This is a genomic window from Caloramator sp. E03, from assembly GCF_006016075.1.
Classification (GTDB): Bacteria; Bacillota; Clostridia; order Clostridiales; family Caloramatoraceae; genus Caloramator_B.
Window position 1 is genome coordinate 1,392,787 of sequence record NZ_CP040093.1, and the last position, 23,889, is coordinate 1,416,675.

At 32.1% G+C, this 23,889-nt stretch carries 26 protein-coding genes and 1 other annotated feature; of the genes, 1 reads left to right on the plus strand and 25 read right to left on the minus strand.

Annotation, left to right across the window (positions count from 1 at the left end):
* Positions 1-501: 501 nt before the first annotated feature.
* The 17 genes from FDN13_RS06850 to FDN13_RS06930 all read right to left on the minus strand — a co-directional run bounded on the left by FDN13_RS06850 (position 502) and on the right by FDN13_RS06930 (position 17,031).
* On the minus strand, positions 502-690 hold the full coding sequence (locus FDN13_RS06850; protein WP_138981041.1) for a ferredoxin: 189 nt from the start codon (positions 688-690) through the stop codon (positions 502-504).
* Positions 691-763: 73 nt separating this feature from the next.
* On the minus strand, positions 764-1,378 hold the full coding sequence (locus FDN13_RS06855) for a hypothetical protein (protein WP_138979529.1): 615 nt from the start codon (positions 1,376-1,378) through the stop codon (positions 764-766).
* Entirely contained in the window at positions 1,375-2,145 is a 771-nt protein-coding gene (locus FDN13_RS06860) for a hypothetical protein (RefSeq protein WP_168190097.1), read from the minus strand. Before FDN13_RS06860 ends, FDN13_RS06855 begins: the two co-directional genes overlap by 4 nt.
* Before the next feature lie 4 nt (positions 2,146-2,149).
* A complete protein-coding gene (locus tag FDN13_RS06865) occupies positions 2,150-2,686 on the minus strand; it encodes a GNAT family N-acetyltransferase (protein ID WP_138979531.1) in 537 nt (178 codons plus the stop codon).
* Positions 2,687-2,745: 59 nt separating this feature from the next.
* Complete coding sequence (locus FDN13_RS06870) at positions 2,746-3,516, minus strand: prolipoprotein diacylglyceryl transferase (protein WP_138979532.1); 771 nt, start codon at positions 3,514-3,516, stop codon at positions 2,746-2,748.
* A 4-nt stretch (positions 3,517-3,520) separates the two neighbouring features.
* Positions 3,521-3,949 carry a hypothetical protein gene (locus FDN13_RS06875; RefSeq protein WP_138979533.1) on the minus strand — a complete coding sequence of 143 codons (429 nt, stop codon included), beginning with the start codon at positions 3,947-3,949 and terminating at the stop codon, positions 3,521-3,523.
* A gap of 198 nt (positions 3,950-4,147) precedes the next feature.
* Positions 4,148-5,158, minus strand: coding sequence for a hypothetical protein (locus FDN13_RS06880; RefSeq protein WP_138979534.1), 1,011 nt, complete (start codon positions 5,156-5,158; stop codon positions 4,148-4,150).
* 68 nt (positions 5,159-5,226) lie between these two features.
* Positions 5,227-6,072 carry a 16S rRNA (adenine(1518)-N(6)/adenine(1519)-N(6))-dimethyltransferase RsmA gene (rsmA, locus tag FDN13_RS06885; RefSeq protein ID WP_138979535.1) on the minus strand — a complete coding sequence of 282 codons (846 nt, stop codon included), beginning with the start codon at positions 6,070-6,072 and terminating at the stop codon, positions 5,227-5,229.
* 1 nt (position 6,073) lies between these two features.
* Entirely contained in the window at positions 6,074-6,610 is a 537-nt protein-coding gene (gene rnmV, locus FDN13_RS06890) for a ribonuclease M5 (RefSeq protein WP_138979536.1), read from the minus strand.
* A 64-nt stretch (positions 6,611-6,674) separates the two neighbouring features.
* Positions 6,675-7,727 carry a ubiquitin-like domain-containing protein gene (locus FDN13_RS06895; protein ID WP_138979537.1) on the minus strand — a complete coding sequence of 351 codons (1,053 nt, stop codon included), beginning with the start codon at positions 7,725-7,727 and terminating at the stop codon, positions 6,675-6,677.
* 282 nt (positions 7,728-8,009) lie between these two features.
* Entirely contained in the window at positions 8,010-8,777 is a 768-nt protein-coding gene (locus tag FDN13_RS06900; RefSeq protein ID WP_168190098.1) for a TatD family hydrolase, read from the minus strand.
* Positions 8,778-10,718, minus strand: coding sequence for a methionine--tRNA ligase (gene metG, locus FDN13_RS06905; protein WP_243120277.1), 1,941 nt, complete (start codon positions 10,716-10,718; stop codon positions 8,778-8,780).
* 43 nt (positions 10,719-10,761) lie between these two features.
* Positions 10,762-10,993: a binding site (T-box leader), on the minus strand.
* Positions 10,994-11,140: 147 nt separating this feature from the next.
* Positions 11,141-12,610 (minus strand): RDD family protein, encoded by a 1,470-nt coding sequence (locus FDN13_RS06910; RefSeq protein WP_138979539.1) that lies wholly within the window; start codon positions 12,608-12,610, stop codon positions 11,141-11,143.
* Between the two features lie 44 nt (positions 12,611-12,654).
* Positions 12,655-13,173: a spore maturation protein gene (locus FDN13_RS06915; RefSeq protein WP_138979540.1), complete on the minus strand. Its 519-nt coding sequence runs from the start codon at positions 13,171-13,173 to the stop codon at positions 12,655-12,657.
* Between the two features lie 17 nt (positions 13,174-13,190).
* The gene (locus tag FDN13_RS06920; protein ID WP_138979542.1) at positions 13,191-13,772 is read right to left on the minus strand and encodes a nucleoside recognition domain-containing protein; all 582 of its coding nucleotides are present in this window, start codon (positions 13,770-13,772) and stop codon (positions 13,191-13,193) included.
* Between the two features lie 458 nt (positions 13,773-14,230).
* Positions 14,231-16,069 carry an ATP-binding protein gene (locus FDN13_RS06925; RefSeq protein WP_138979543.1) on the minus strand — a complete coding sequence of 613 codons (1,839 nt, stop codon included), beginning with the start codon at positions 16,067-16,069 and terminating at the stop codon, positions 14,231-14,233.
* Positions 16,070-16,080: 11 nt separating this feature from the next.
* On the minus strand, positions 16,081-17,031 hold the full coding sequence (locus tag FDN13_RS06930; protein ID WP_138979544.1) for a DNA double-strand break repair nuclease NurA: 951 nt from the start codon (positions 17,029-17,031) through the stop codon (positions 16,081-16,083).
* 313 nt (positions 17,032-17,344) lie between these two features.
* On the opposite strand from FDN13_RS06930, the gene FDN13_RS06935 reads away from it, so the two are divergent.
* A complete protein-coding gene (locus FDN13_RS06935; protein ID WP_138979545.1) occupies positions 17,345-17,587 on the plus strand; it encodes an AbrB/MazE/SpoVT family DNA-binding domain-containing protein in 243 nt (80 codons plus the stop codon).
* A gap of 30 nt (positions 17,588-17,617) precedes the next feature.
* Here the strand turns inward: FDN13_RS06935 and rsmI are convergent, their stop codons facing one another.
* The 8 genes from rsmI to FDN13_RS06975 all read right to left on the minus strand — a co-directional run bounded on the left by rsmI (position 17,618) and on the right by FDN13_RS06975 (position 23,888).
* Positions 17,618-18,463: a 16S rRNA (cytidine(1402)-2'-O)-methyltransferase gene (rsmI, locus tag FDN13_RS06940; protein WP_138979546.1), complete on the minus strand. Its 846-nt coding sequence runs from the start codon at positions 18,461-18,463 to the stop codon at positions 17,618-17,620.
* A gap of 1 nt (position 18,464) precedes the next feature.
* Entirely contained in the window at positions 18,465-19,202 is a 738-nt protein-coding gene (locus tag FDN13_RS06945; RefSeq protein ID WP_138979547.1) for a tRNA1(Val) (adenine(37)-N6)-methyltransferase, read from the minus strand.
* 111 nt (positions 19,203-19,313) lie between these two features.
* Positions 19,314-19,484: a DUF362 domain-containing protein gene (locus FDN13_RS06950; protein ID WP_078695293.1), complete on the minus strand. Its 171-nt coding sequence runs from the start codon at positions 19,482-19,484 to the stop codon at positions 19,314-19,316.
* Between the two features lie 81 nt (positions 19,485-19,565).
* Positions 19,566-20,495 carry a PSP1 domain-containing protein gene (locus FDN13_RS06955; protein WP_138979548.1) on the minus strand — a complete coding sequence of 310 codons (930 nt, stop codon included), beginning with the start codon at positions 20,493-20,495 and terminating at the stop codon, positions 19,566-19,568.
* A 1-nt stretch (position 20,496) separates the two neighbouring features.
* A complete protein-coding gene (locus FDN13_RS06960; protein WP_138979549.1) occupies positions 20,497-21,459 on the minus strand; it encodes an ATP-binding protein in 963 nt (320 codons plus the stop codon).
* Between the two features lie 17 nt (positions 21,460-21,476).
* Complete coding sequence (locus FDN13_RS06965; protein WP_138979550.1) at positions 21,477-21,806, minus strand: cyclic-di-AMP receptor; 330 nt, start codon at positions 21,804-21,806, stop codon at positions 21,477-21,479.
* Complete coding sequence (gene tmk / locus FDN13_RS06970; RefSeq protein WP_138979551.1) at positions 21,778-22,431, minus strand: dTMP kinase; 654 nt, start codon at positions 22,429-22,431, stop codon at positions 21,778-21,780. The genes FDN13_RS06965 and tmk overlap by 29 nt, the downstream gene beginning before the upstream one ends.
* Before the next feature lie 38 nt (positions 22,432-22,469).
* Complete coding sequence (locus FDN13_RS06975) at positions 22,470-23,888, minus strand: aminotransferase class I/II-fold pyridoxal phosphate-dependent enzyme (protein ID WP_168190099.1); 1,419 nt, start codon at positions 23,886-23,888, stop codon at positions 22,470-22,472.
* Position 23,889: the final 1 nt, after the last annotated feature.

Genomic DNA, 23,889 nt, shown 5'->3' on the forward strand with positions numbered 1-23,889 from the left:
GTATACATAATACAATAACAATTATGCTTTTTCAAGAAGCATATATGTAAATTAGAAAATATTAGAATGCTATTTGTAATTATTTCCATATAGTTTATTGTTATGCATTAAATCATAATCTTACCTATTTTAATTATTTTAGATAATTAATATATATTCTTCATCGTAATTCATATTTTAGCATATAGTCTTAACCTTTGTAAATATATTAATTGATGTCAATTACCTAAAGCTTTTTGTAAATGTAGATAAAATTTCCAAAGAATGCTCTAAATTATATTATACTTCAAATTTATCTAAATTCCTTCTTTTAACTTTTATTTTTTTATTAAAATTTTCATTTATTTATTCACATTATCCACAAATTCCAATGTACAGACTCTATAAAGAATATATGGAATTCAGTCATTATTTATGACGATGGATTTTATAAAAAAGTTTCATCAAAAACAAAAAAAATAAAAAAAATTTTTTTGAAAAATTAAAAGGCGGTTTCCCGCCTTATAAAATGCTTATTGCATTAACCGGACAGCTTCCTTCTGCCTCCTTTGCGCTATCCTCTGAATCCTTTGGGATAGTGTCTGAAATAACATGAGCTTTACCGTCATCCTTCATTTCAAAAACATCAGGAGCAATTGAGGGGCAAAGCCCGCATCCTATACAGGTATCCTGATCAACATGGGCCTTCACATTATCAACTCCTTTTAATTTTAATTTCATGTAGTTATATTTTTTCCTTATAAGGTAAAATTAATGTATTAAATTATTCTATTAAAGAATAGAGTGCCTTTAATAAAATATCCTCTGTTTCGCCTAAATTATTGTTTTTTGATATCTCTAATTTTATAACACTATAAGCCTTTTTATTCACCATATTATTAAGGATATTTACCTTTTTATCTAAAAGATTTTTTTTGAGCTTTTGAGCTCTTTGAAGTTCTTTAACATTTTCTTTATCAACACTGATTAAAATAGTATCCTTATCAAGTATACTGCTTTCATTAAATTCTAATACTATATAGTTATCATAATATCTTATTTTACTTAATATTTCACTTTCAATTTCCTCATCTTTATCTGAATTTAAAACTGTTAATAGGCAATAGCTCTTATCCATTTTATCCTTTGCATATTTTAGTGCAGAATTTATTTTATATGATTTTGTTTTTGAATATAAAATAAAATTAATGTTATATACGCTATTTGAAAAAGAATATCTTTGTATTCTAAGGGCAATAAAGGAAAGATAAAGAAGGGATAGAAAAGAAAATAAAAATACAATAAAGATTAAAAAGGCTTTAAAGTTTTTCAAATTATCACCTAAATTAAAAAAGCTCCATATAAAATATATGAAGCCATAAACAATAAAATGAATCATTTGAATTTTATATAATAACTCCAGCCTGAATTGGTATAGTTCCCTTCTATTACATAAGTTACTTTAGCTTTAAATTTATCCGTTACAGTAATGTATGTTTTACAGGAGGTATCATTATACTTTCTTGTATCTATTTTTATAAAGTAATCATATTCTTCATTTTCCTTGGGAGTTTTTATATTTATTCCTTCTTTATCTATACTTTCTATTATCTTTTTTTGCTCAATAGATGTTATGGATCTTGTAACTATATAATCCTTTGTAATATCAACAATAACAACGTCTCCTTTTTTAGCATTAATCTTTTCAAATATCCTTGAAAGCAAAGATTCATAATATTCCCTAACGTGCTTATAGCTGTTTTTTTTCATAAGACGGTTTATAAATTCATCTTCAATGGAAGTATCGATATGATAAAGCCTTCCTTTGCTATCAATAAGGTTTGCAGTATCCTTTTCATCAATTCCTGCAATATATTTAAAGCTTGCTATGTTCTTTGTCTCATCATAAAAGTCAAAGGTAAAATCGCTATCAATGTTTAGGGATTTTTTTACATCAGTTGCCTCAAGTATTATGTTAGTAAACCTTTCTATTGTTTTTTTATCTATTATTGTATACTTTCCAGCATATTTATTGTTTGTAACCGTTACTCTTTCTATGTTTTTATTAACTAATCCCATTTCAATTATATTCTGATTCTTTTTCTTCCCCATACAGGAAGTTAATAAAAATGGAATTATAATTAGTAAAACAGCAAATCTTTTCAAAATATCACCTGCCTATTTTCTTTGCCATAAAATAAGTATCATATAGTGTTCCGTTAATACATAGTGCATCTTTTATTGTACCTTCAATCTCAAAGCCAAATTTTTTATATAGATTAATTGCCCTTTGATTATCAGCCCTAACCTCCAAGGATACTTTTTTAATCGTTTTAGCCTCCTTTGCCCAATTTAAAAAGTAATCCATCATATATGAACCTATTCCAAGACCCCAATAATCCTTTAATATATATATACTAACATCTCCCCTGTGCATCAGCCTTTTCCTTTGGGAGGCTATAAAGGTTAATATTCCAACTATCCTTTCATCAACAATTCCTACAATAAAAAGACAGTTATTTCTTTTTTTAATATTTCTTATAATTATTCTTTCCTCTTCCTCATCAAAATAATAGTCATCTACCCCAAAGGTCAGGTTATCACTTTCCCCGCCTATTTTATCTGAAATCTTTACAATCTCCCTTGCGTCATCTTCCTGTGCTTTTCTTATGAGTAATGTCTTTCCGTTTTTTAAAATATACTGCATAATATCCCCCCATAAATATTTTATAATAAAAAACAAAAAAGTACAGGCTATGCTGTACTTTAGTCATGAGAGGCAGGAGACTTTTTTATTCTATCAAAATTATATATTATTATACCCCCAATTAATACAAAAATGCAAATAAATTGGGAGGTTGACAGAATACCAACATTTCCTCTTGGATCATCTCTAAAAAATTCTATTATAAATCTTCCAATACTGTATAATATCATATAAAGCCCGGCAACCTTTCCATCCTTCCGCTCCTTTGAAGCAAAGATTAATAAAGCTGCAGCAATTAAAAAGTTACCAAAGCTTGACATAAGCTGTGTTGGATAAAGGGGAATGTTGTTTGGTGCATACTCTGAAATTTTAAACGTAACTGCTAATGGGAAATTGTGAACCTCTTTACCATAGCAGCAACCTGCACTAAAACAACCTATCCTTCCTATCCCCTGGGCAAAGGCTATTGATGGGGCAACAAGGTCAAAATATTTTAGAAAGTTTATATTTTTTATTTTGCAGTATATATACCCTGCAAGTACTCCCCCAATTATTGCACCATAAACCACAAAGCCTTCTTTAATCATTTCAAGTATTGATGATGGATTTTTAAGTATGGTTGGTGCTTCTGCAATAAAAAATAAAAGCTTTGCACCTATAAGCCCACCTATTATACCATATAATGCAATGTCTATTATATTATCGGTATTAAATCCTCTTTTTTTACCCCTGTACAGTGCAAGAAGCAACCCGCAAAGTATTGCAGTAGCCATTAAAGCACCATAAGTATATATAGTTAAATTGCCTATTTTAAATAACACTGGATACATTATACTACCTCCCTATAAAAAGTATAAAATAAAGGTTTTCAAGGAGGAAAGCATAAAAGAATAGAAATAAAGATATAAATACAATAAAAATTCCAAGCCAAAAGCCATCTGATTTAAACTCATTATAGCTTTCAGCCATTGCTTCCTCAATGTATGGGTTGTCAAACATGTCGTAAAACCCATATAGTGGGTTTAAACGCTTTATCTTTCTAAACTTTGGATCCTCATTCCTTTTTAAAAGTAAAGGAAGGGAAAAAATCAATATAAACCCTCCACCATAATAAAAGGACATATATATATATCTTAAATAGTTACCACCTTTTAGAAAACATAACAATACACCTATTAAGGCAAGTATAATTGCTCCTATAAGCGAATAAATAAAGGAGGATTTTATTCCATTTAAAATATATTTTATTTTATTTTTTCTCATAGTTCCTCCAAAGCATAAGAGTAAAAATCTACTTCTATTTTATTATATTATATTTAAATAAATACTTCAAATAAAAAATAAAAGGCGGAATCCCGCCTTAACGCTTTGGTATCATAATACACCCTGTATAAGGATTATAGAACATAACCCACATCCCCGAATCCTTATCCGTTATCTTAAACCACTTTGCAAATCCTGTCATACCCATATAGGGCTGATCTTGAGAGTTAAAGCCCCTTCAATTCCATATATTATAGCCTTAACTTCACCTTTGTCATCATATTTTAGCCCAAAATAGTAGTACCCTTTCTTTTTGATGTATTTTATATAGTTTATATAAGGATAAGCCATTAAAGGATGATATATAGTACAATAGTAAGGATAATTATCATCCTGAGGAATATTATAATTCTCTTTAAAAGGAATCTTCCACCATCTACAGCCTTTAATCTCTTGACAAAGATCCTCTTTTTCTTCAAATTCATCTAAAATTCTATTAAATACTTTAGCATGGGTTTTCTTATTCCTTACAAAATCTCCCTTTGCATAATCATATATATCATAATCGCTTTCTACGTTCTTTATATCATTTTCTTCATCCCTATCCTCTTCTTTTGTATCATTTTTTTCCTCTTTATTTTTATCTTCATAATCTTTATTGGAATCTTGTATTTCTATATCAAGCCTTATTTTTTCCTCATATTCTTTAAACTTTCTTGCCTCATCGCTTATCTCTTCTCTTACTTCTTCCTTTATTTCTTCTTTTTCTTCAGTTTCTTTTTTATCCTCTTTAACAATTAGCTTATCTCTCCATTCTATCTTTTCCTTACTTGCATATCCTGCAAGGGGGGATAATATCTTCTCTCCTTCTACTATAACCGCTGCAACAATAAATTTTTCTATGCTGCTTTTTGTTCCTGCAATGTCCTCTTCATCATATTCCCACCACGTCTCTCCTCTTCCAGTTTCATCAACGCTTATCTCTCCAAGCCTTGCAACAACTGCTGGGTTTTTGCTACTGTCTATCATACAGCAGATATATGGACCTTTACCTTTTATAAGGTTCTGAACATATACCGTTATTTTACATTTGCCATTTCTTGTTTCTATTTTTGTGTATCCTGTAGGCTGCTTGTCAATTGCAATCCCAAACCCCTTATCTTCTTCCTGAAATATTATAAAATAGCGGTTGTATTTTTTGCTTGCCACTATTTCCCCTCCTATTCTACCTTATCATTATAATATATGTAGAATAGGCAGGAATGTGAACTACTTTTTTAAATTAAACCTTTAATCTCGTCGCTAAGCCTTCCAAACTCCTCAAGGCTTAATGTTTCACCTCTTCTTACAGGGTCAATTCCTGATTTTTCAAAGGCACATTTTAATTTGTCTTCTCCAAGTCCTAAAGGTTTTAGTGCATTCCAAAGAGTTTTCCTTCTCATATTAAATGCAAACCTTATTACTCTAAATAGTAAATCTTCATCTATAACTTTAATTGAAGGTTCTTTCTTTACATCCATCCTTATTACTGCTGACTCAACTTTAGGCTTTGGTATAAAGCAGTTTTTTGAAACTCTTGCTATTTTATGTATATCGCAAAAGTAGGTGCAAAGAAGGGAAAGCGAACTATAATCGCTGCTTCCACATTTTGCAGTTATTCTGTCTGCAACCTCTTTTTGTATCATTAATGTAAGGCTTTTTATATTAGTTTTTTGGCTTAAAATATTTGTTATAAAAGGAGTTGTAAGATAATATGGAAGATTGGCTACTATTTTAACGTTATCTAATCCTTCATCTTCTATTAACTTTTTAAAATCCATTTTAAGGGCATCACCATGGATTATCTTTATGTTTTCATAATTTCCTAATGTTTCATTTAAAATATCAATTAAAGAATCATCTATTTCAATAGCTATAACCCTCTTGCAGCGCTTTGCCATAGCCTGCGTCAAAGTTCCAATTCCTGGGCCTATCTCTAAAGCACAGTCATCATGATCAAGCTCTGCCCCGTCTATAATCTTATTTAATATGTTTTCATCTATTAAAAAGTTTTGTCCAAGATTTTTGTTGAATTTAAATTCAAAGTGCTTTATTATATCTAAAGTTTTGGATGTAAGGCTCATTTTAATTCTCCTTTGATTTTTTTATTGCACTTTCATATTCTTCCCTTGTTATTCCATATCTATTTAACCTGTTTAAAAACTGCTTGCCATTACCATATCCTATTCCAAGGATTGCTCCAACCTTATCCCTTAAAATCGATGAATTTTCTTCCCCTAAAAGGCCGTATTTATAAAGGTCATCCATAGTAAACTCATTTCTTCCAAAAACTTCTGTCTTAACCTTTGATAATGCATCCCTTATTGCCTCAACCGAAGCATTCTCAATTCCAATATCTTTATCCTTCATTGCAAGTTCCCTTGGAAGGAATGCATGCTTACATCCTGGAACCTTTTGGCTTATAATCTTTCTTATTTTTTCTCCAGCATAGTCTGGATCAGTAAAGACTATTACTCCTCTATTTTTTGCTGCTGTCTTTATTTTCTCTATAGTCTTATCTGTAATTCCAAGGCCAGATGTTGTAATAAGCTCTGCATCAACAGCACGCTTTACAGCTGCAACATCGTCCTTTCCTTCAACAACTATTATCTCCTTTATCATATTATCCTCCAATTATAATTTAATATAAATACATTATACGAAAAAAGATAAGGTGGAATCCACCTTATCTTATAACGTATACATTTACATACCGGGTACTCCATCTTCTGTATTCTGCAGTTCCTGGATTAAAATAAAGATCTATTATTTTTCCTTTTACTGCTCCTCCAGTATCCTCTGCAATTGCAAATCCATAACCTTCAACATAAAGCCTTGTACCAAGAGGAATTACATTAGGATCTACTGCAACGGTGCTATAACCGTCAGGGTTCCTTCTGACCACCGTTCCAGTCCTTGTTATGCCATATCCAGGATCTCCAGGGTTCTTCCCTGTTGAAGCATAGTCAGCAGTATAGGATGTTGCCTTCATTACAAGCTTTCTTGTATAGTAAACCCTATCTGCACCACGGTAAGGAATAAACCAAGACAGCGTTCCAACAGCCACCAATTTATTTACCGGAGACTTTTTAATCTTCTCACCAACTTTAGTCCTTGAAACTTCCTTACCATCTTCATAGACAACCTTTGTTATAACGTCTTTTTCTCCTTCTGCACCTTCCTGCAGCACCTTAACTGTACCCTTTGCAAGGTTGTCATCGTTTCTTTTAACTGTCTTAAATGGAATTTGCTCTGTAGTTACTATTGTTTCTTCTTTTACTCTTGTTATTTTAATATCCAATCCTTCAATGATGTTAGAAGCTAATGTTGGAACAACTTTGTCCTTTTCATTTAGCGAAATTCCTTTGCTCTTTAAAATCTCAGATACTGTATCCTCTGCAGAATATACATTCTCAATCTTTCCATCATATCTTAATGTTATAGGCACTGCACGTTTTATAGTAATTGTCATGTCTTTCTTAACTGAACTGTCAAGCCCTGGCACTACTTTGTCCCATTGACCAACTTTAATATTAGCTGATTCTAAAACATCCTTTACCTTTGAACTTGAAGTTGTAATTTTTGTTATATTACCATCTGCTTCAATATAAACATCTTTTTTTATTCTCTCTGCACAAACAAAAAGAATAGCAAAGGATAAAAGGACAGAGGCAATTAGCGCAGGGTCTGCCAAGAACTTTCTTATCTTTAGCTGAGCAAACTTCCTACTTAATTCCAAAATTTTACCTCCTTCCCAGATTGGAATACCAATCTGTGCTGGTTTAAATATATAAAAATGCCCAAATTGGCATATATACCTATAATAAATTATAACCAAAAATGAGTCCTTTATTCTTGCCAGCCAAGGAGTGTAAAATCATAACTATTATATAACAAATATCATTTTTTTATTAGTCTCATAAATAATGATAATAACTCAAATTTGTTCATATTTCCTCATTTTAGTAAATTATCTTTTTTATACTTACCATAGCTTTCTAATACAAAAAATTAAGGTGCATTACTGCACCTTATTAATTCTAAAAAGATTTTCTGCGTTTTTATAGGTTAAATTACAAGCCTTATCAAAACTTATTTCCCTAACCTGTGCAACCTTATCTAATATATAGGTAAGATATGAAGAATCGTTCCTCTCACCTCTAAATGGGGTTGGTGCCATATAGGGGCAGTCAGTTTCAACAAGTATTCTATCCTCTGGAATACCTTTTAAAACTTCAATTGATTTTTTAGCATTTTTAAAGGTTATAACCCCTGTAAAGCCTATATAATATCCAAGCTTTATAGCCATTTTAGCACTTTCTAAACTTCCTGAAAAGCAGTGAAGAACGCCCGTTACTGTTTTAAATTCTGAAAGTACCTTTAAAGTATCCTCCATTGCATCCCTGCTGTGTACTACAACAGGAAGATTAAGGCATCTTGCAAGATCCATCTGCTCTTTAAATATTCTTATCTGCTCATCCCTATCATAGCCTTCATAGTGATAATCAAGACCAATCTCGCCTATTGCAACTATTTTTTTATTTTGTGATAAATCCCCTATTTTGTTAATGTTCCCCTTTAAGTCCTTAGGAAACTCAGGGTGAATTCCAAGGGCACCATATATAAAATCGTATTTTAAAGAAAGCTCATAGACCTTTTCAACAGATTCAATGCTTGATGAGCAGTTTATAACAGCTTTAACTCCTGAATTCTTTATTTTTTCTATTACCTCATCCCTATCTTCATCAAAAGCTTCATCATCATAGTGAGCATGGGAATCAAATATCAACTATCTCACCCTGCTTCCTGTTTCTATATCGCCATCAACTGTTGCAACATAAAGCTTTGAATCATCAGGAGTTGAAGCTGCAAGTATCATTCCAAAGGAATCAACTCCCTTTAATTTTACAGGCTTTAAGTTTGCAACAAGTATTACTTTTTTGCCTATTAAACTTTCTGGTTCATAGAATTTGGAAATTCCTGATACTACCTGGCGTATTTCTCCGTTCATCTCAACCTTTAATTTTAAAAGCTTATTTGAGCCTTTAATCTTTTCACATTCAACTACCTTAACAACCCTAAGGTCAATTTTATCAAAATCATCTATTGTGATTTCACTTTTTATGCTCTCCATCTCAAATTTTTTCTCTTCCTTTGGTTTATCTTTTAAACTTTCAAGCTCTAAAAGCTTCTTTTCAACATCAATCCTTGGGAAGAGTATTTCACCTCTTTTAACTTTTACCCCTTCTTTTGCTTTTCCAAACTCTAAAGCTGACTGCCAAGTTAATATGTCATCAGTAAAGTTAAATTGGCTGTTTATTTTTAAGCTTGTTTCTGGAAGGAAGGATGATATAAGTACTGATGTTATTCTAATGCTCTCTACAAGATTGTATAAAACCCCTGCAAGCCTATCCTTCTTTGTTTCATCCTTTGAAAGCACCCAGGGCATTGTCTCATCAATATATTTATTTGCCCTTCCTATAAGATGCCATATCTCATCCATTGCATCGCTAATTCTAAGGCTGTTCATTAAATCTTCAACTTTAACTACAACATTAAGGGCAGTTTTCTTTAAGTCTTCATCAAAGGATCCTTCAAATGTTCCTTTAACTAAAACTCCATCAAAGTACTTTTCAACCATTGTTAAAGTTCTTGAAACAAGGTTTCCAAGGTCATTTGCAAGATCTGAGTTAATCTTCTTTATGAACATCTCGTTATTAAAAAGACCATCGGCTCCAAAGGGTATTTCTCTTAAAAGATAATACCTTACTGCATCAACCCCAAAATGCTCTGAAAGCACTACAGGATCAACAACATTTCCTTTTGACTTTGACATTTTTCCTCCATCAACAAGAAGCCATCCGTGGCCAAAAACCTGTTTTGGAAGAGGTTCCCCAAGAGCCATTAGCATTATTGGCCATATTATAGTATGGAATCTTACTATGTCTTTTCCAACAAGGTGTACATCAGCTGGCCAGTATTTTTTATAATCAGATTCGTTATCACTTCCATAACCCATTGCAGTTATGTAGTTTGAGAGGGCATCAACCCAAACGTATACAACATGCTTTGGATCAAACTCAACAGGAATTCCCCAAGTAAATGAAGTTCTTGAAACACAAAGATCATCAAGCCCCGGCTTTAAAAAGTTATTTATCATCTCATTTTTTCTTGATTCAGGTTGAATAAACTCAGGATGCTCCTCTATATATTTAAGGAGTTTGTCCTGATACTTTGAAAGTTTGAAAAAGTATGCTTCTTCCTTTGTCCATTCAACGCTTCTTCCACAGTCAGGGCATTTTCCGTCAATTAGCTGGGTTTCTGTAAAGAAGGATTCACAGGGAGTACAGTACCAGCCTTCATAATACCCCTTATATATATCACCTTGGTCATAGAGCTTTTTAAATATCTTCTGAACTGCTTTTTCATGGTAGTTATCTGTCGTCCTTATGAACCTGTCGTAGGATATGTTCATTAATTTCCATAAATCCTTTATTCCTGCAACTATTTTGTCAACATATTCCTTTGGAGTAGTGCCTTTTCCTTCTGCTATTCTTTGTATTTTCTGTCCGTGCTCATCGGTTCCAGTTAAAAACATTACGTCATAGCCTGTTAGCCTTTTAAATCTTGCCATAGCATCAGCAGCAACAGTTGTATAGGTATTCCCTATATGTAGTTTATCGCTTGGATAGTATATTGGGGTTGTAATATAGTAGGTTTTCTTTTCCATAAAAGCACTCCTTTCTTTGATATAAAAAACCCCGCTCCTACAATGTAGGGGCGGGGCACCGCTGTACCACCCTAATTCACTCATACCTTGCAGCATGAGCCTTAATAGGTGACTATCATCACCCTACGATATAACGGTCGCACCCGTTGCAGCCTACTTTGCTTCAGCTGCACTGCTCCAGAGCCATCTTCACATACAGCTTCATTACCGGCTCTCACCTTACCCGGCTCTCTTTTAATGTCACTGCATGTTACTCTTTCCTTCACAGCATCTTATTAAAGATAATATATAAAATATAAAATGCTGTCAAGAGGGAAAGCGGCAGATTTGATTTAGAAAGCTCTAACTTTGTAGTGTAGAGTGAACTACCCACTTATAGAAGTGGGCAACTTCTATCTCTGATTATGTTAAATCCGCCGCTTTTAATATAGTATATCCTCAAAAAAGGATAATATTCTATTTATATATAATAGCTCCTTTAAAGGCTTATAAATCTCAATTTTATACATTTGGCCCATAACATCATCCTTTTTTACGGATTTTAATATCATTTCATCCTCCTCATCACCATCTATATCGTATACATCTTCAAGGCACCTTACACTATAATCATATCTTCTTCCTGGCCTTTTACCAAAATTATAAAGCCTTGTAATTTTATCATTAAGGTTATAGACCTCTAAGTTTTGTATCGTTCCTCTTTTAAATATCATATTGTTTCTTATTATATGTGAAAGAATTATATAATGATTATATTTTTGTATATTCCCTACATCTTTAGTTTTAATATATTTTTTACTTTCGAATACAAATTTTTTATTGACATATTTGTAATGATATAGTATACTTTTGCCATCCCCCTTCACCAATACCCTTACACCATCATCAATATAAAATGCTATAGGAATTATATCTTCCCCGAATTTGCCAGAATATATCCTTTCTAAAACATTCCCCTTCATTTTATATATTTCAACCTTTCCATCCATCCCAAGTACAATTGATTCATCATAATCATCGTTATCTATATCTCCACACTTTAAAGATATTATGCTCGATATTTTTACCTCATTTTTCCCATATACTTTACCTCTATCATCTACAATAACTATATAATTATTTGGGCTTATACCGCATAAATCTCTGTTTCTTATAAACTTCCCGCTACATATAAACTGAAGAGGAAGATTTACTGTATAAACATATTCTCCTGTAATGCTACTGCCTTGTATATTAAGACTATAAACTTCAGTATATTTTAATTTATTTGATATTCTTATAATACAAGGTTTTTTATTAATCTCAATCAATGTAGTATATTTTCTCCCTAATGTTTTTAAATAAAGCTCATCCTGTGAGAGGCTAAGAAGCTTATCTCCCTCAAAGCTTTGATAATATGTATCTGAAGTACATATCTTTTTTAACCCTAAAAGTCCTATATCGTTTAATATAAAAAAAGATATCCACCTTATTGAGGATATTACAAGAAGAATGATTGACAATATTTTAACATATCCTTTTGACTCTGGCATTGATTTTTTTGAGCCGTTATATACAACAATTGTATCTGAAGCTATATCATGAATAGTTCTTCCATGCCTATCAATTAGTGCATACATATAGCCAATATAAAATAAAGCGGAAGCAAATCTATATACCTCCCTTTTGATACAGGTTTTTAAATCATGCTTCAATAGTTTTAATTTTAAAAGCATCATTCCTATGGTAGAGCCAAAATATGTGGATAAAAGGACTCTATAGAGGAAAAAAGCTATAATAAGAAAAATGTACCCAACAATTCCAAAGGGAGCAATGAAATAGTATAAAATATAAAATATTATATAGTCAACTATAAAGGCGGCAAACCTCGAAACTATAAAAATATAGCGCACCCTATCACCTCGCTTTTATAGTTTTCCCAGTTTGCCTTTTGTTATTATCTAAAAAAATAGTTACATACGTAAACTGCTGCAAGACTGCCTATTACATGGGCTATTAATGATACTTTCAGGCTATATCTTATATCTTTTATATTTAAGGCACCAAAGTATATTGAAATAGTATAAAATATTGTTTCTGTCGAGCCCATCATAACTGCAGCAATTCTACCTTCTATTGAATCAACTCCATATTGCTTTATTATATCCGTCATAACTCCAAGGGCTCCACTCCCTGAAAGGGGCTTTATAAGTATCATAGGCATTACTCCCTCTGGAATATTTAAAAACGCTGATAAAGGTTTTAATATATATATAAAATAATCCATTGCACCAGATTTTTTAAAGACATCTATTGCAAAAAGCATTGTTAAAAGATAGGGGGCAATGCTATATACAGTTGAAAATCCTTCCTTAACGCCATCAATAAAAGTTTCATATACTCTTACCTTCTTTAGGAATGAAAAAACTAATATAAAAAACATAAACGCAGGAATTATATAAATACTATAATCCATATAATCCTCCTATATTTTCATTCATCAAAGGATTGAAATAATGCGTTAAGTATAAGTCCGCTTATTAATGCTATTAAAGTTGTAAGTATTGTTGGTACTATTATATCTGATGGATTCTTTGCATTAAGCCCCGCTCTTATTGATATAACTGTAGTTGGGATTATTTGTATACATGCTCCATTTATTATAATAAAAGTTATCATATAGTTAGATGCCCTTTTTTTATCTGTATTTATATTTTGAAGTTCTTTCATAGCCTTAATTCCAAAGGGCGTTGCAGCATTATTCAGTCCCATCATATTAGTTGCTATATTCATTATTATATTGCCAACAGCTTTTTTATTTTTCTTTTCAAGACCTGGGAATATAATCCTCATTAAAGGAGATAAAATCTTTGCAATTATATCTATTATCCCAGATTTTTCACATAGTTTCATTATCCCAGACCATACAGCCATAATACCGCAAAGAGCTATTAAAAGCTCAATCGAGCTTTGGGCTGAATCTGTCATTGCCTTTAAAAGCCCTCCTGCATCCTTCTTTATCATAAAAGTAATAATCCCTGATGCAAGTATTATAAACCATATCCAATTAATCATTAAACCACCCCTAATTATGTCTATGTATAAAGCAGTTATAATATTATTTCATTTTGTTCTTGGTTTTTGGAACGGTTAGTGTGAAAAAGTTTTCTCCATCCTTGGTGCCAGGCACCAAGGATGGAGAAAATAGTTTGGAAGTAGTAATGAGGGACGGTTACTTATTTTACCTAATTAAAATATAATTAGTCCATGTTTACCCCTTGTAACATTTCAGTAGTGTCAAATTCATTTCTATTATGAATTTAATACCTTATCCTTCTGATGAAATATTTTTCATATTTATTAATAAATAAGTAACTGTCCTCCTTTATACTCTTTATCATCTGTGGCTGTCTACCGTTATCCCGTAATACTTGCTGATATTAATGAGGGAATTTGTACCTTTGTCGCATAAATAAGTAACCGTCCCTCATTACCTCATTACTACTAAAAAAGCAGTATAAAGGCAAAAGCCTTTATACTGCTTTTTCATAACATTCTCCAAAAATTGTATCGCTTTTTTTAATGTATCCCTTCTGGGCTAATATTTCAAGGCAGTTTTTTAAGGAATCAACGTCCTTTATGTCCGTTTCTATGTTTTTTAATACATTTAATAATTCATTAGGATATATAGGAAGATAATCTTGTATTTTTTCGTATATATCCTCATATTTCTTATTGTTCATATTTTGAAGCTCATCAAAGGGGTTCTCTGTGTGAACGCTTGTTGTTTTAGCCATTCTTATCCTAACTGCAATAGTTCGTCCGAATATTGCCGAGGAAATAAAAGTATCTCCCGATTGAAGATACGGAAGCCTCTTTGCTTCCTCTATAGTTATGTCAGTTTCTTCTTTTATTGTATCTATGTCTGATGCCCTTACAGTCCTGAAAACAAGCTTTGTATTAAGCTGAGCAGTTACAGTTTCATCTAAAAGAGCAGGCCTTTGAGTAGCAAGTATCAAAAACACACCGTATTTTCTTCCTTCCTGTGCAATTTCCTTTATAATGGATTTTGCTGAAGTATCATAGCCCTTTGGTACGAAGTTGTGGCATTCATCAAAGGCTATTATAAAGGGTGGAAAATAATCCATTGCCTCTCCAAGCTGAAGTCCGTCCCTGTAATCCCTTCTTTTATGATAAAGTGAAGTTATTACATAAGAAGCAAATACGTTCATTATTTTTAAAGGGCCTTGCACAACCGCAGTTTTTCCAAGCATTAAGCAATTTTCTATCTCTTTTATATCATTGGTAAAAAGTCCTTCTCTGTTGAGCCTTTGTAGCCTCCATAGCACTCCATTTACAGACTGTGCTGGCAAAGTTCCATATTTTTTATAAACATCAAGCATTCTTTTATACTTATCCTGTTCCACGCTATCCTGGGCGCTATTAAAAAGCTCTGATATTTTTCTTTCATTTCCTATTTCAAGGGCTTCCTTTAATAGCATCACTCTTTCTTCAAAACTATGATAAATGTCTCTTTTTTTATGAAGCTGCTCTACAACAGACATCATAGGCTCTGTAAAGCTTCCAGGGGAGGCAGCTGCAATAATTGCTGTTAAATCCCTTGTATTAAGGTCTGAAAACTTAATCCCGACATGTCTACCTATTTGAAGGCATTTAAACTTATCCTTAAAATCACTTCTATACTTTGCATCTAAAATATCAAATGATGTTGAAAAATCCATTTCATAATGAGGATCAAGAACAATAGTGGGAATTGACAGCTTCATAATCTCTTCAAGTATAACCCTCATACCAAAGGATTTACCAGATCCTGAACCTCCAAATATGCCTATATGCGGATACTGCTGCATTGATTTTATATCAAATATGAAAGGAACTCCCTTTTGTTTAGTTACTTTACCGTTTTGCAAAAGGCAAAGCAAATCCTTATATTCATTATCTAATGTGTCATCCATTTCTTCGGTACTTTTTACAACTCCAAGAACAAGCCCCTCTTCAGGAGCAGATTTAACTAAAAGTCCCTTTACCTCGTCAAAGGAAGGATACCTTATGCTTGAGCCTGTTGTAACCGGATACTGGGCTTCTACTATAAGCCTTATTTTTGCAATATATATAGTATTTTCATCAATATTATATCCAAGAGCTTTTAATGACTCTATAACCTTACTATCTCCCATCTCACCATTTATATTAAAAGGTATATATTTGTTATATGACGAAGTTTCAACAACTTCGCCTAAAAGATCCCCCAAATGTTCATCTTCTATTATTAATATCTGATTTATTTTAAAAGGCTCTTTATCTGATACAGCATAAACCTCCTGCTGGTTTGTAATTCCTGCAACTTTCATAACAAAACCTCCTATCTTTTGCTCCTTTTAGGGTTTAATATTCTCTCCCTTATATCTTTGCTTATAGTGCTTTCAATTAATGCTTTTACCATATCGTCACTTATTTTTACTTCTTTGTCTACTATATCAAGCCATAACGGAATTCCTCTGCCCTTTAAAGGTGTTAATGTGTATATCAAGCTACAGTATGATAGTGCAGCTTGAAACTGCTCTTCAATAAAATCAAGGCCTGCAACCTGAGGATCTTCAGAAAATCTTATATAACAAGATTTTATTCCTCTTTCGGTCTTTGTAGTCTTTATATTATCTTTAAGAAGCAGCATCTCCCCAGTTTCAAGTATTCCAAAAAGTATATCCCTATCATAAAAGTTTTCATTTTTAATATCCATCTTATATCCTATTATATCAATTATATCCCTTGTTTTAACTTCCTCAGTAACCCCAATTATAATTTTATTTTTTAATATTGCTTTCCTTTTAAATCTTTCCCATTCATCACCGCAGTCAATCATATAATGCATAAGCGAGCCATCCATAAGTATAATATCTGATTTAAAATTGTCCATAGCCTGTGATGCTGCCTCAAGTTCAAGCTTTGACATTAACGCCCTTCTTTTTACCTCATCTTTATTTTGTCCCTCATCTTCCTCAAATAAAGGAACATAGACATCCTGCAGCAGTATATCCTCACTTTGAATAGTTGACTTTGCAAGGGCTTGTATTAAAGATATGTAATGAGGATATATGCCTCCATAGCTGTTTATAGAGCCATCAACCCCAACTATACCATTCCCTGTAGTTACCTTTTCAATATCTTTTTCATCAAGTTTTGAAAGTTTAATTGGAGTTCCTACTATATCAAATAATAGAGATTTAACCTTTTGATGTTCTATTATCTTATATTTATCTTTAAATTTGCAATCAATTAAATGAAGTTTTTGCTTTAGTAAAGTATAATCCATATTTTCACCTCATTAAATATTCTAAAACAAAATTAAATTTTTGTAATATATTTATTCAAATCAGGAATAACATTCCATTTATTGTCTTAATTTTTAAATAATTGAATCTTGAAGGTGTAAATTGCTAATTATATTAATATATACATATCGTTAATAAAGATTATTGCAATAAATATCCCCATTTTCTGAATTTTAATATATTTGTTTGCAAATATTAATTTTTATAAAAATTGTTTTTACATATTGACTTTAATTGGTAGTTTTGTTATTATCTTAGTAGTACTTGTCGAATATTGTTGTAGGAGGTAGTAAAATGAAATCAACAGGTATTGTAAGAAGAGTAGACGAATTAGGAAGAGTAGTTATTCCAATTGAACTTAGAAGAACGCTTGAAATTGGCGAAAAAGATGCCCTTGAAATCTACGTTGATGGCGAACAAATAATATTAAAGAAATATCAGCCAGCATGTATATTCTATGGAGATGCAAGGGATGTTGTAAACTTCAAGGGTAAGAATATTTGTAAAGCATGTCTTGCTGAATTAAAGCAAGAATAAGTTACATAAAACCTGTGGCAACACAGGTTTTTATTTTATATCAAGGCTGTATTTATAAACCTCAGACTTAGGAAGGTTCCTCTCCTTTGCAACCTTTTTTATTGCATCTTTTTTTGGAATTCCCTCTTTAATATACATCATTATATGCTCGTCAATAGGTATGTCTTTAAGCTCATTTATTCTTTCTATCTCTTTTTCCTCTCTGCTTTTCCCTTCAAGAACTATTACATATTCTCCAAGGGGTTTTTTATCTTCATAAAGTTTAATAGCCTCTGAGAGTGTACATCTTATTATCTCTTCATATTTTTTGGTAAGCTCCCTGCAAAGAGCGATTTTTCTATCACCAAAATGGGAATATAAATCTTCAAGAGTTCTTATAAGTTTATGCGGTGCTTCATAGAATATTATCGTCCTTTCTTCATCTAAAAGCTTATCCATCCTTTCCTTTCTACCTTTTTTATCCGTCGGTAAAAACCCTTCAAAAACAAATCTTGAAGTGGAAATTCCTGACACAACAAGCCCATATATCAAAGCTGCTGGTCCTGGTATAAGATATAAAGGTATGTTATTTTCAATAGCAAGTTTTACAAGTCCCTCGCCTGGATCAGATATTCCAGGGGTTCCTGCATCAGTAACAAGAGCTACGTTTTTACCTTCAATTACCTGTTTTATAATCTTTTCTCCACTTTCTATCTTGTTATGTTCATGATAGCTTATAAGAGGCTTTTTTATATCAAAATGATTTAAAAGTTTTAAGGTTTGTCTTGTATCCTCAGCAGCTATAAAATCAACGCTTTTTAATATATTAAGGGCCCTTAAGGTTATATCCTCAAGGTTACCAATAGGAGTCGCAACAAGATATATAGTTCCAGCCATCTTAACACCTTCCGTAGATTTTTAATATTTCATCTGTATAGCTTCCATCATCATTATATACATAAAGAGGATCTTCAATCTTCAAAAAATCCCCTCCTGACTTTGAAGCCTCAATAAGAACCATCCTGGGACTTTTAGATACATAAGGATGTATAAATCTTAACCTCTTGGGAACAAGCTTATTTTTATTAAGACAAAGTATTATTTCATTTAACCTCTCTGGCCTATGTATCATATAAAACCTTCCTTTAACCTTTAAAAGCCTTGAAGCTGAGTATATTAACTCATCAAGGCTTATTAAAATCTCATGCCTTGATATAGCTTTCTTATCCTTGGGATTTATAAGCCCTGTACTTATTTTCTTATATGGAGGGTTTGATATAACAACATCATAGCAGTTTATGCCTATATATTCAAAGCAGTTTTTTATATCCATAGTATAGATTTTTATTTTATCCTCAAGGCTATTTAAAGCTACGCTACGCCTTGCCATATCGGCAACTTCTTCCTGAATTTCTACTCCTGCTACTTCAATAGGGTTATATTTTGCATAGGTTAAAAGGGGAATAATCCCTGTACCTGTTCCAAGATCAACTGCTTTTTCTTTTCTTCTTATATAAGCAAAATCTGAAAGAAGAACAGCATCAATGCCAAAGCAAAACCAACTTGGGTTTTGTATTATTTTAAGGTTTTTAATTTGAAGATCATCTATTCTTTCTCCATTCTTTAGCAAATTTATCTCCCCTAAATGTTATTCATATTATATTATAGTGTATAACAAAAACTTTAACAAATATAATAAAAGGTAAATTAAAAAAGGCCTTAAGGCCTTTTTTAAAACTAATACCTATTATTCTTGTACTGGAGCTCCAACTGGGCAAACATTCGCACAGTTTCCGCAGTCAATGCAAGTTGCTGCATCGATAACATACTGAGTATCTCCCTGGCTGATTGCATTTACAGGGCATTCTGGAGCGCATGCACCACAGCTTACACAAGCATCTGTGATTTTATATGCCACACTGTCCACCCCCCTTAAAGATTATAAAATACATCCCATTCCATTTTATCACTATATGTCATTTATGAAAAGTATTTCTTTTTATTTATCCTTTTGCATATTTTCATCATCAAGTATCATTTCTATATCCTCTTCTTCTCCTACCTGCTGTATCTCTTTCTCTATTTCTTCCTCTGTTATTGTATTATGTTCATAATCTCCTGATACAAGTTCTACATCATATATAGAGTAGCTTCTTATTTCAGTTTCGTCATCAGGAGTCTTTATTTTAACCTTTACAGACTCTTTTAATATATTATTTTCCACAACTTCTCCTTCCCCATCACAGGTTCTTACTATTGAACCTACGGTTGGAGTTTTCATCCTTATATTTTCATAGGTACACTGCTCAAAGTTAAGGCAGCACATGAGCCTGCCGCAAACTCCTGAAATCTTTGTAGGATTTAATGAAAGGTTCTGCTCCTTTGCCATCTTTATTGAAACTGGCTCAAAATCTCCAAGGAAAGTTGAACAGCACATAGGCCTTCCGCAAGGTCCAAGTCCTCCAACCATCTTTGACTCATCTCTAACGCCTATCTGCCTAAGTTCAATCCTTGTCCTGAAGATAGCAGCAAGATCCTTAACAAGTTCCCTAAAATCAATCCTTCCATCAGCGACAAAATAAAATATTATTTTATTATTATCAAAGGTATATTCAACATCAATAAGCTTCATTGGGAGGTTGTGTTCGCCAATTTTTTTAAGGCATATTTCAAAGGCCTCTTTTTCTTTTGCTTTGTTCTCTAAATTCTTTAGTTTATCTTCATCATTTGCAACCCTGATTACTTTTTTCAAAGGAGCAACTATGGAGGACTCATCAACTTCCCGTGGCCCTATTACAACTTCACCAAACTCAAGACCTCTTGCAGTTTCTACAATAACAAAATCTCCTTTTTTTAATGAGTATACATCAGGGTCAAAGTAATATATTTTCCCTGCTTTTTTAAATCTTACGCCAACAACAGTTATCATATTAAACCTCCTGAATATTTAAAAGCATATCCTCAATTGTCAATTGATAGTTCAAATAGTCATCAAGTTTCTTTTTCGTATCTGCTAATATATTGATTATTTTACTCGCTTTGTCAAATGATAAAATTTTACACTCTTCTATTAATGTTTCATAAATATCCTTATTTATTATACAATCTTTGTCTTTAGTTAATTTTAGTATAACAATATCTCTAAGAACAGATATCATTATATCAAATATCTCATTTATATTTTCTTTTTCTGATAAGAAAAAATCCAATCTATCCATTATGGTTATTTTATCTGACCTAATAATATCCTTTAAAGCCTTAGTAGCTTCCTCTCTTAACAATACGTATTTACTGTCAAGATATTTTAATGCATTACCAACTATACCATCACTAAGGGAAGATAACGTTTTTGCTTTTTCTTTTTCTATGCCTTGATTTATTAAATATTCTTCTATCTTATAAGGTGCAACCTTTCCAAGATGAAATACCTGACACCTTGAAGTTATAGTGTCAAGAATTAAATCAAATTTTTCTGCAAGTAATATTATAGTCGTATCCTCTATTGGCTCTTCAAGAGTTTTTAATAATGCATTCTGACCTTCCAATGTTATTTTATCCGCACCTTTGACTATAACAACCTTTTTATCTCCTTCATAAGGCTTTATATTCACATCATTTATTATCTCTCTTATAATGTCAATACCTATGCTCTTTGAAGATGATATAACCTTAACATCAGGATGATTCCCGTGTTGTACTTTTATGCAGGATATGCATTTACCACAAGGTTTTTGTTCCCCCTTGCATAATAGTAAAGAAGCAATATATTTTGCAAAGATACTTTTCCCTATGCCCTCTGGTCCTACTATCATAAAAGCATGGGACAGCCTCCTATTGTTATACATATTCATTAATGCATTCTTTACAAACTCCTGTCCTACAACTTCGAACAATATATCACCTCAAAGCTTTAAATTTTTTCAAATCTATCAACATCAAGAACAAATACCGTTGCACCACCAATTGTAACTTCGATTGGATTTGGGATATAAACCCCAGTTGCACCCAAAACAGGTGACGGTGGAGAGATTACGCCTTTTCTTGTTTTGCATACATCCTGAATTATGTTCATAACATCATCAAGCTTCTCCTTCTCAACCCCTATAAGCAGTGTAGTGTTGCCGGATTTTAAAAAACCTCCTGTAGTTGCAAGCTTTGTAACTCCAAAGCCCTCGTCAGTTAAGGTATTTATAAGCTCAGCAGCATCATCGTCATGAACTATGGCAATAATTAGTTTCATAAGAAACCTCCTTTTCATATTTTTCTATTTTTTCAACTATCATTGAATGTATAACATTAATATCTCTATTTGCGTCTATTTCAACTATTCTTTTGTACTTATTTTTTAATTTATTATAGCCTTCATATACTTTTTGATGGAATAAAATATCTTCCTGCTCAAGCCTGTCAAGCTCCCCGCCTTTACTTTTTCTTTTTATTCCAACTTCAGCAGGTAAGCTAAGCAAAAAAGTAATATCCGGATTTAATCCTTGTGTTGCATAGAAGTTTATATTTTCAATCATCTCCTCTCCAAGTCCTCTTGCATAGCCTTGATAGACAATTGAAGAGTCAACAAATCTATCGCATATTACTATTTTACCTGATTTTAGTGCAGGAATTATGACTTCATAAACATGCTGTGCCCTTGAGGCTGCATATAACAATGCTTCACATACAAAGGACATACCCTTGTTTTCAGGATCTAATATTACATTTCTTATCTTTTCACTTATTTGAGTTCCTCCTGGCTCCCTTGTTAATAAAACTTCCCTTCCTCTTTTTTTAAAGTAATCATTTAGTAGATTTATCTGTGTAGTTTTCCCTGAACCGTCTGGTCCTTCGAATGTAATAAATATTCCTTTCATAAGTGCCCCCATATCTACATACTTTTTTTAAAGTAACCTTAAAATTCAACAGTGTCAATATATTCTCCCTTATAATCAGACATACCATTTAATGCTATGCCTTTGCTTTTAATGTATTCAATATACTCTATTATATCATAAGTTATTACTTCTCCTGGAATAAGAATCGGAATCCCTGGAGGATAAGGTGCAACCATCTCCCTGCTAATAAGCCCTAAAGATTCCTTAAGCTTAACTTTCCTTCCTTTTTTGTAATATGCCTCTTTAATATTTAAAGCAGTTTTATATTCTAAAAATTTTATATCTATACTGCAATCCATTTTAGGATTTTCATTAATTGATATATCCTTTAAAGCATCATATAACTTTTCAAAGCTTTCCTTTGTATCACCTACACTACAAACAAGTACTACATTATTAATATCCGACATTTCAACCTGAATATGATATTTATATCTTAATATATGTTCAAGCCTTTTACCACCTATTTGGGATGATATAACAATTCTTGCAGGATCTATATCATATATTTTTGCCCTTCCTTTATAGGATATATCAATGATTTTAAACATATCTATGTCTTTAACTTTATTTTTAAAGTCAGCAATATAATCAATAAGCTTATCTAATAACTTTTCTCCTCTCTTTTCCATTATATATCTTGCACTATCGATTGATGCCATAAATATATAAGAAGGGCTTGTTGTCTGATGTGCCCTTAACATGAATCTAATGCCTTCACTATCAATATTTTCACCGATGTTTAAGATTGCTGTTTGAGTTAAAGAAGGGGTAGTTTTATGCATGCTTACAGTACAAGCATCTGCTCCAGATACCATAGCACCTTTTGGAAATTTATCATTAAAATAAAAATGTGCCCCGTGTGCCTCATCAACAAGTACAAGTATATTCCTCTTATGAGCCTCACTTATTATTTTTTCAAGGTTACAACAAGTACCGTAATATGTTGGATAGGTCAACACTATTGCCTTTGCATCAGCATTTTTATCCATTACCTTTACAACTTCTTCTTCATCTATTGATGCTGCTATATTAAATTCATTAAGAATTGTTGGATTTATATAAACAGGGTTTAAATCCCCAAGAAAGCATGCCATATAAACTGATCTATGACAGTTCCTTTGAATTATTATCTTATCCTTAGGTTTTGTAACACCCATAATCATACTATATATTCCACAGGTACTGCCATTTACTAAAAAGAAGCTCTCCTTTGCCTTAAATGCTCTTGCAGCTTCCTCTTGTGCTTTTAAAATCATTCCTTCTGGTATATGAAGATTATCAAGTCCTAAAACCTCTGTACTATCTATTCTATAAAGATTTTGCTTTATTATTTCAAGCTCTTTAAAAGCCCTTTTATTGTTTTTATGCCCCGGTATATGAAAAGGAATGTTGTTTTCATCAGCATATTTTAAAAGTCCATCTAGTATAGGCATA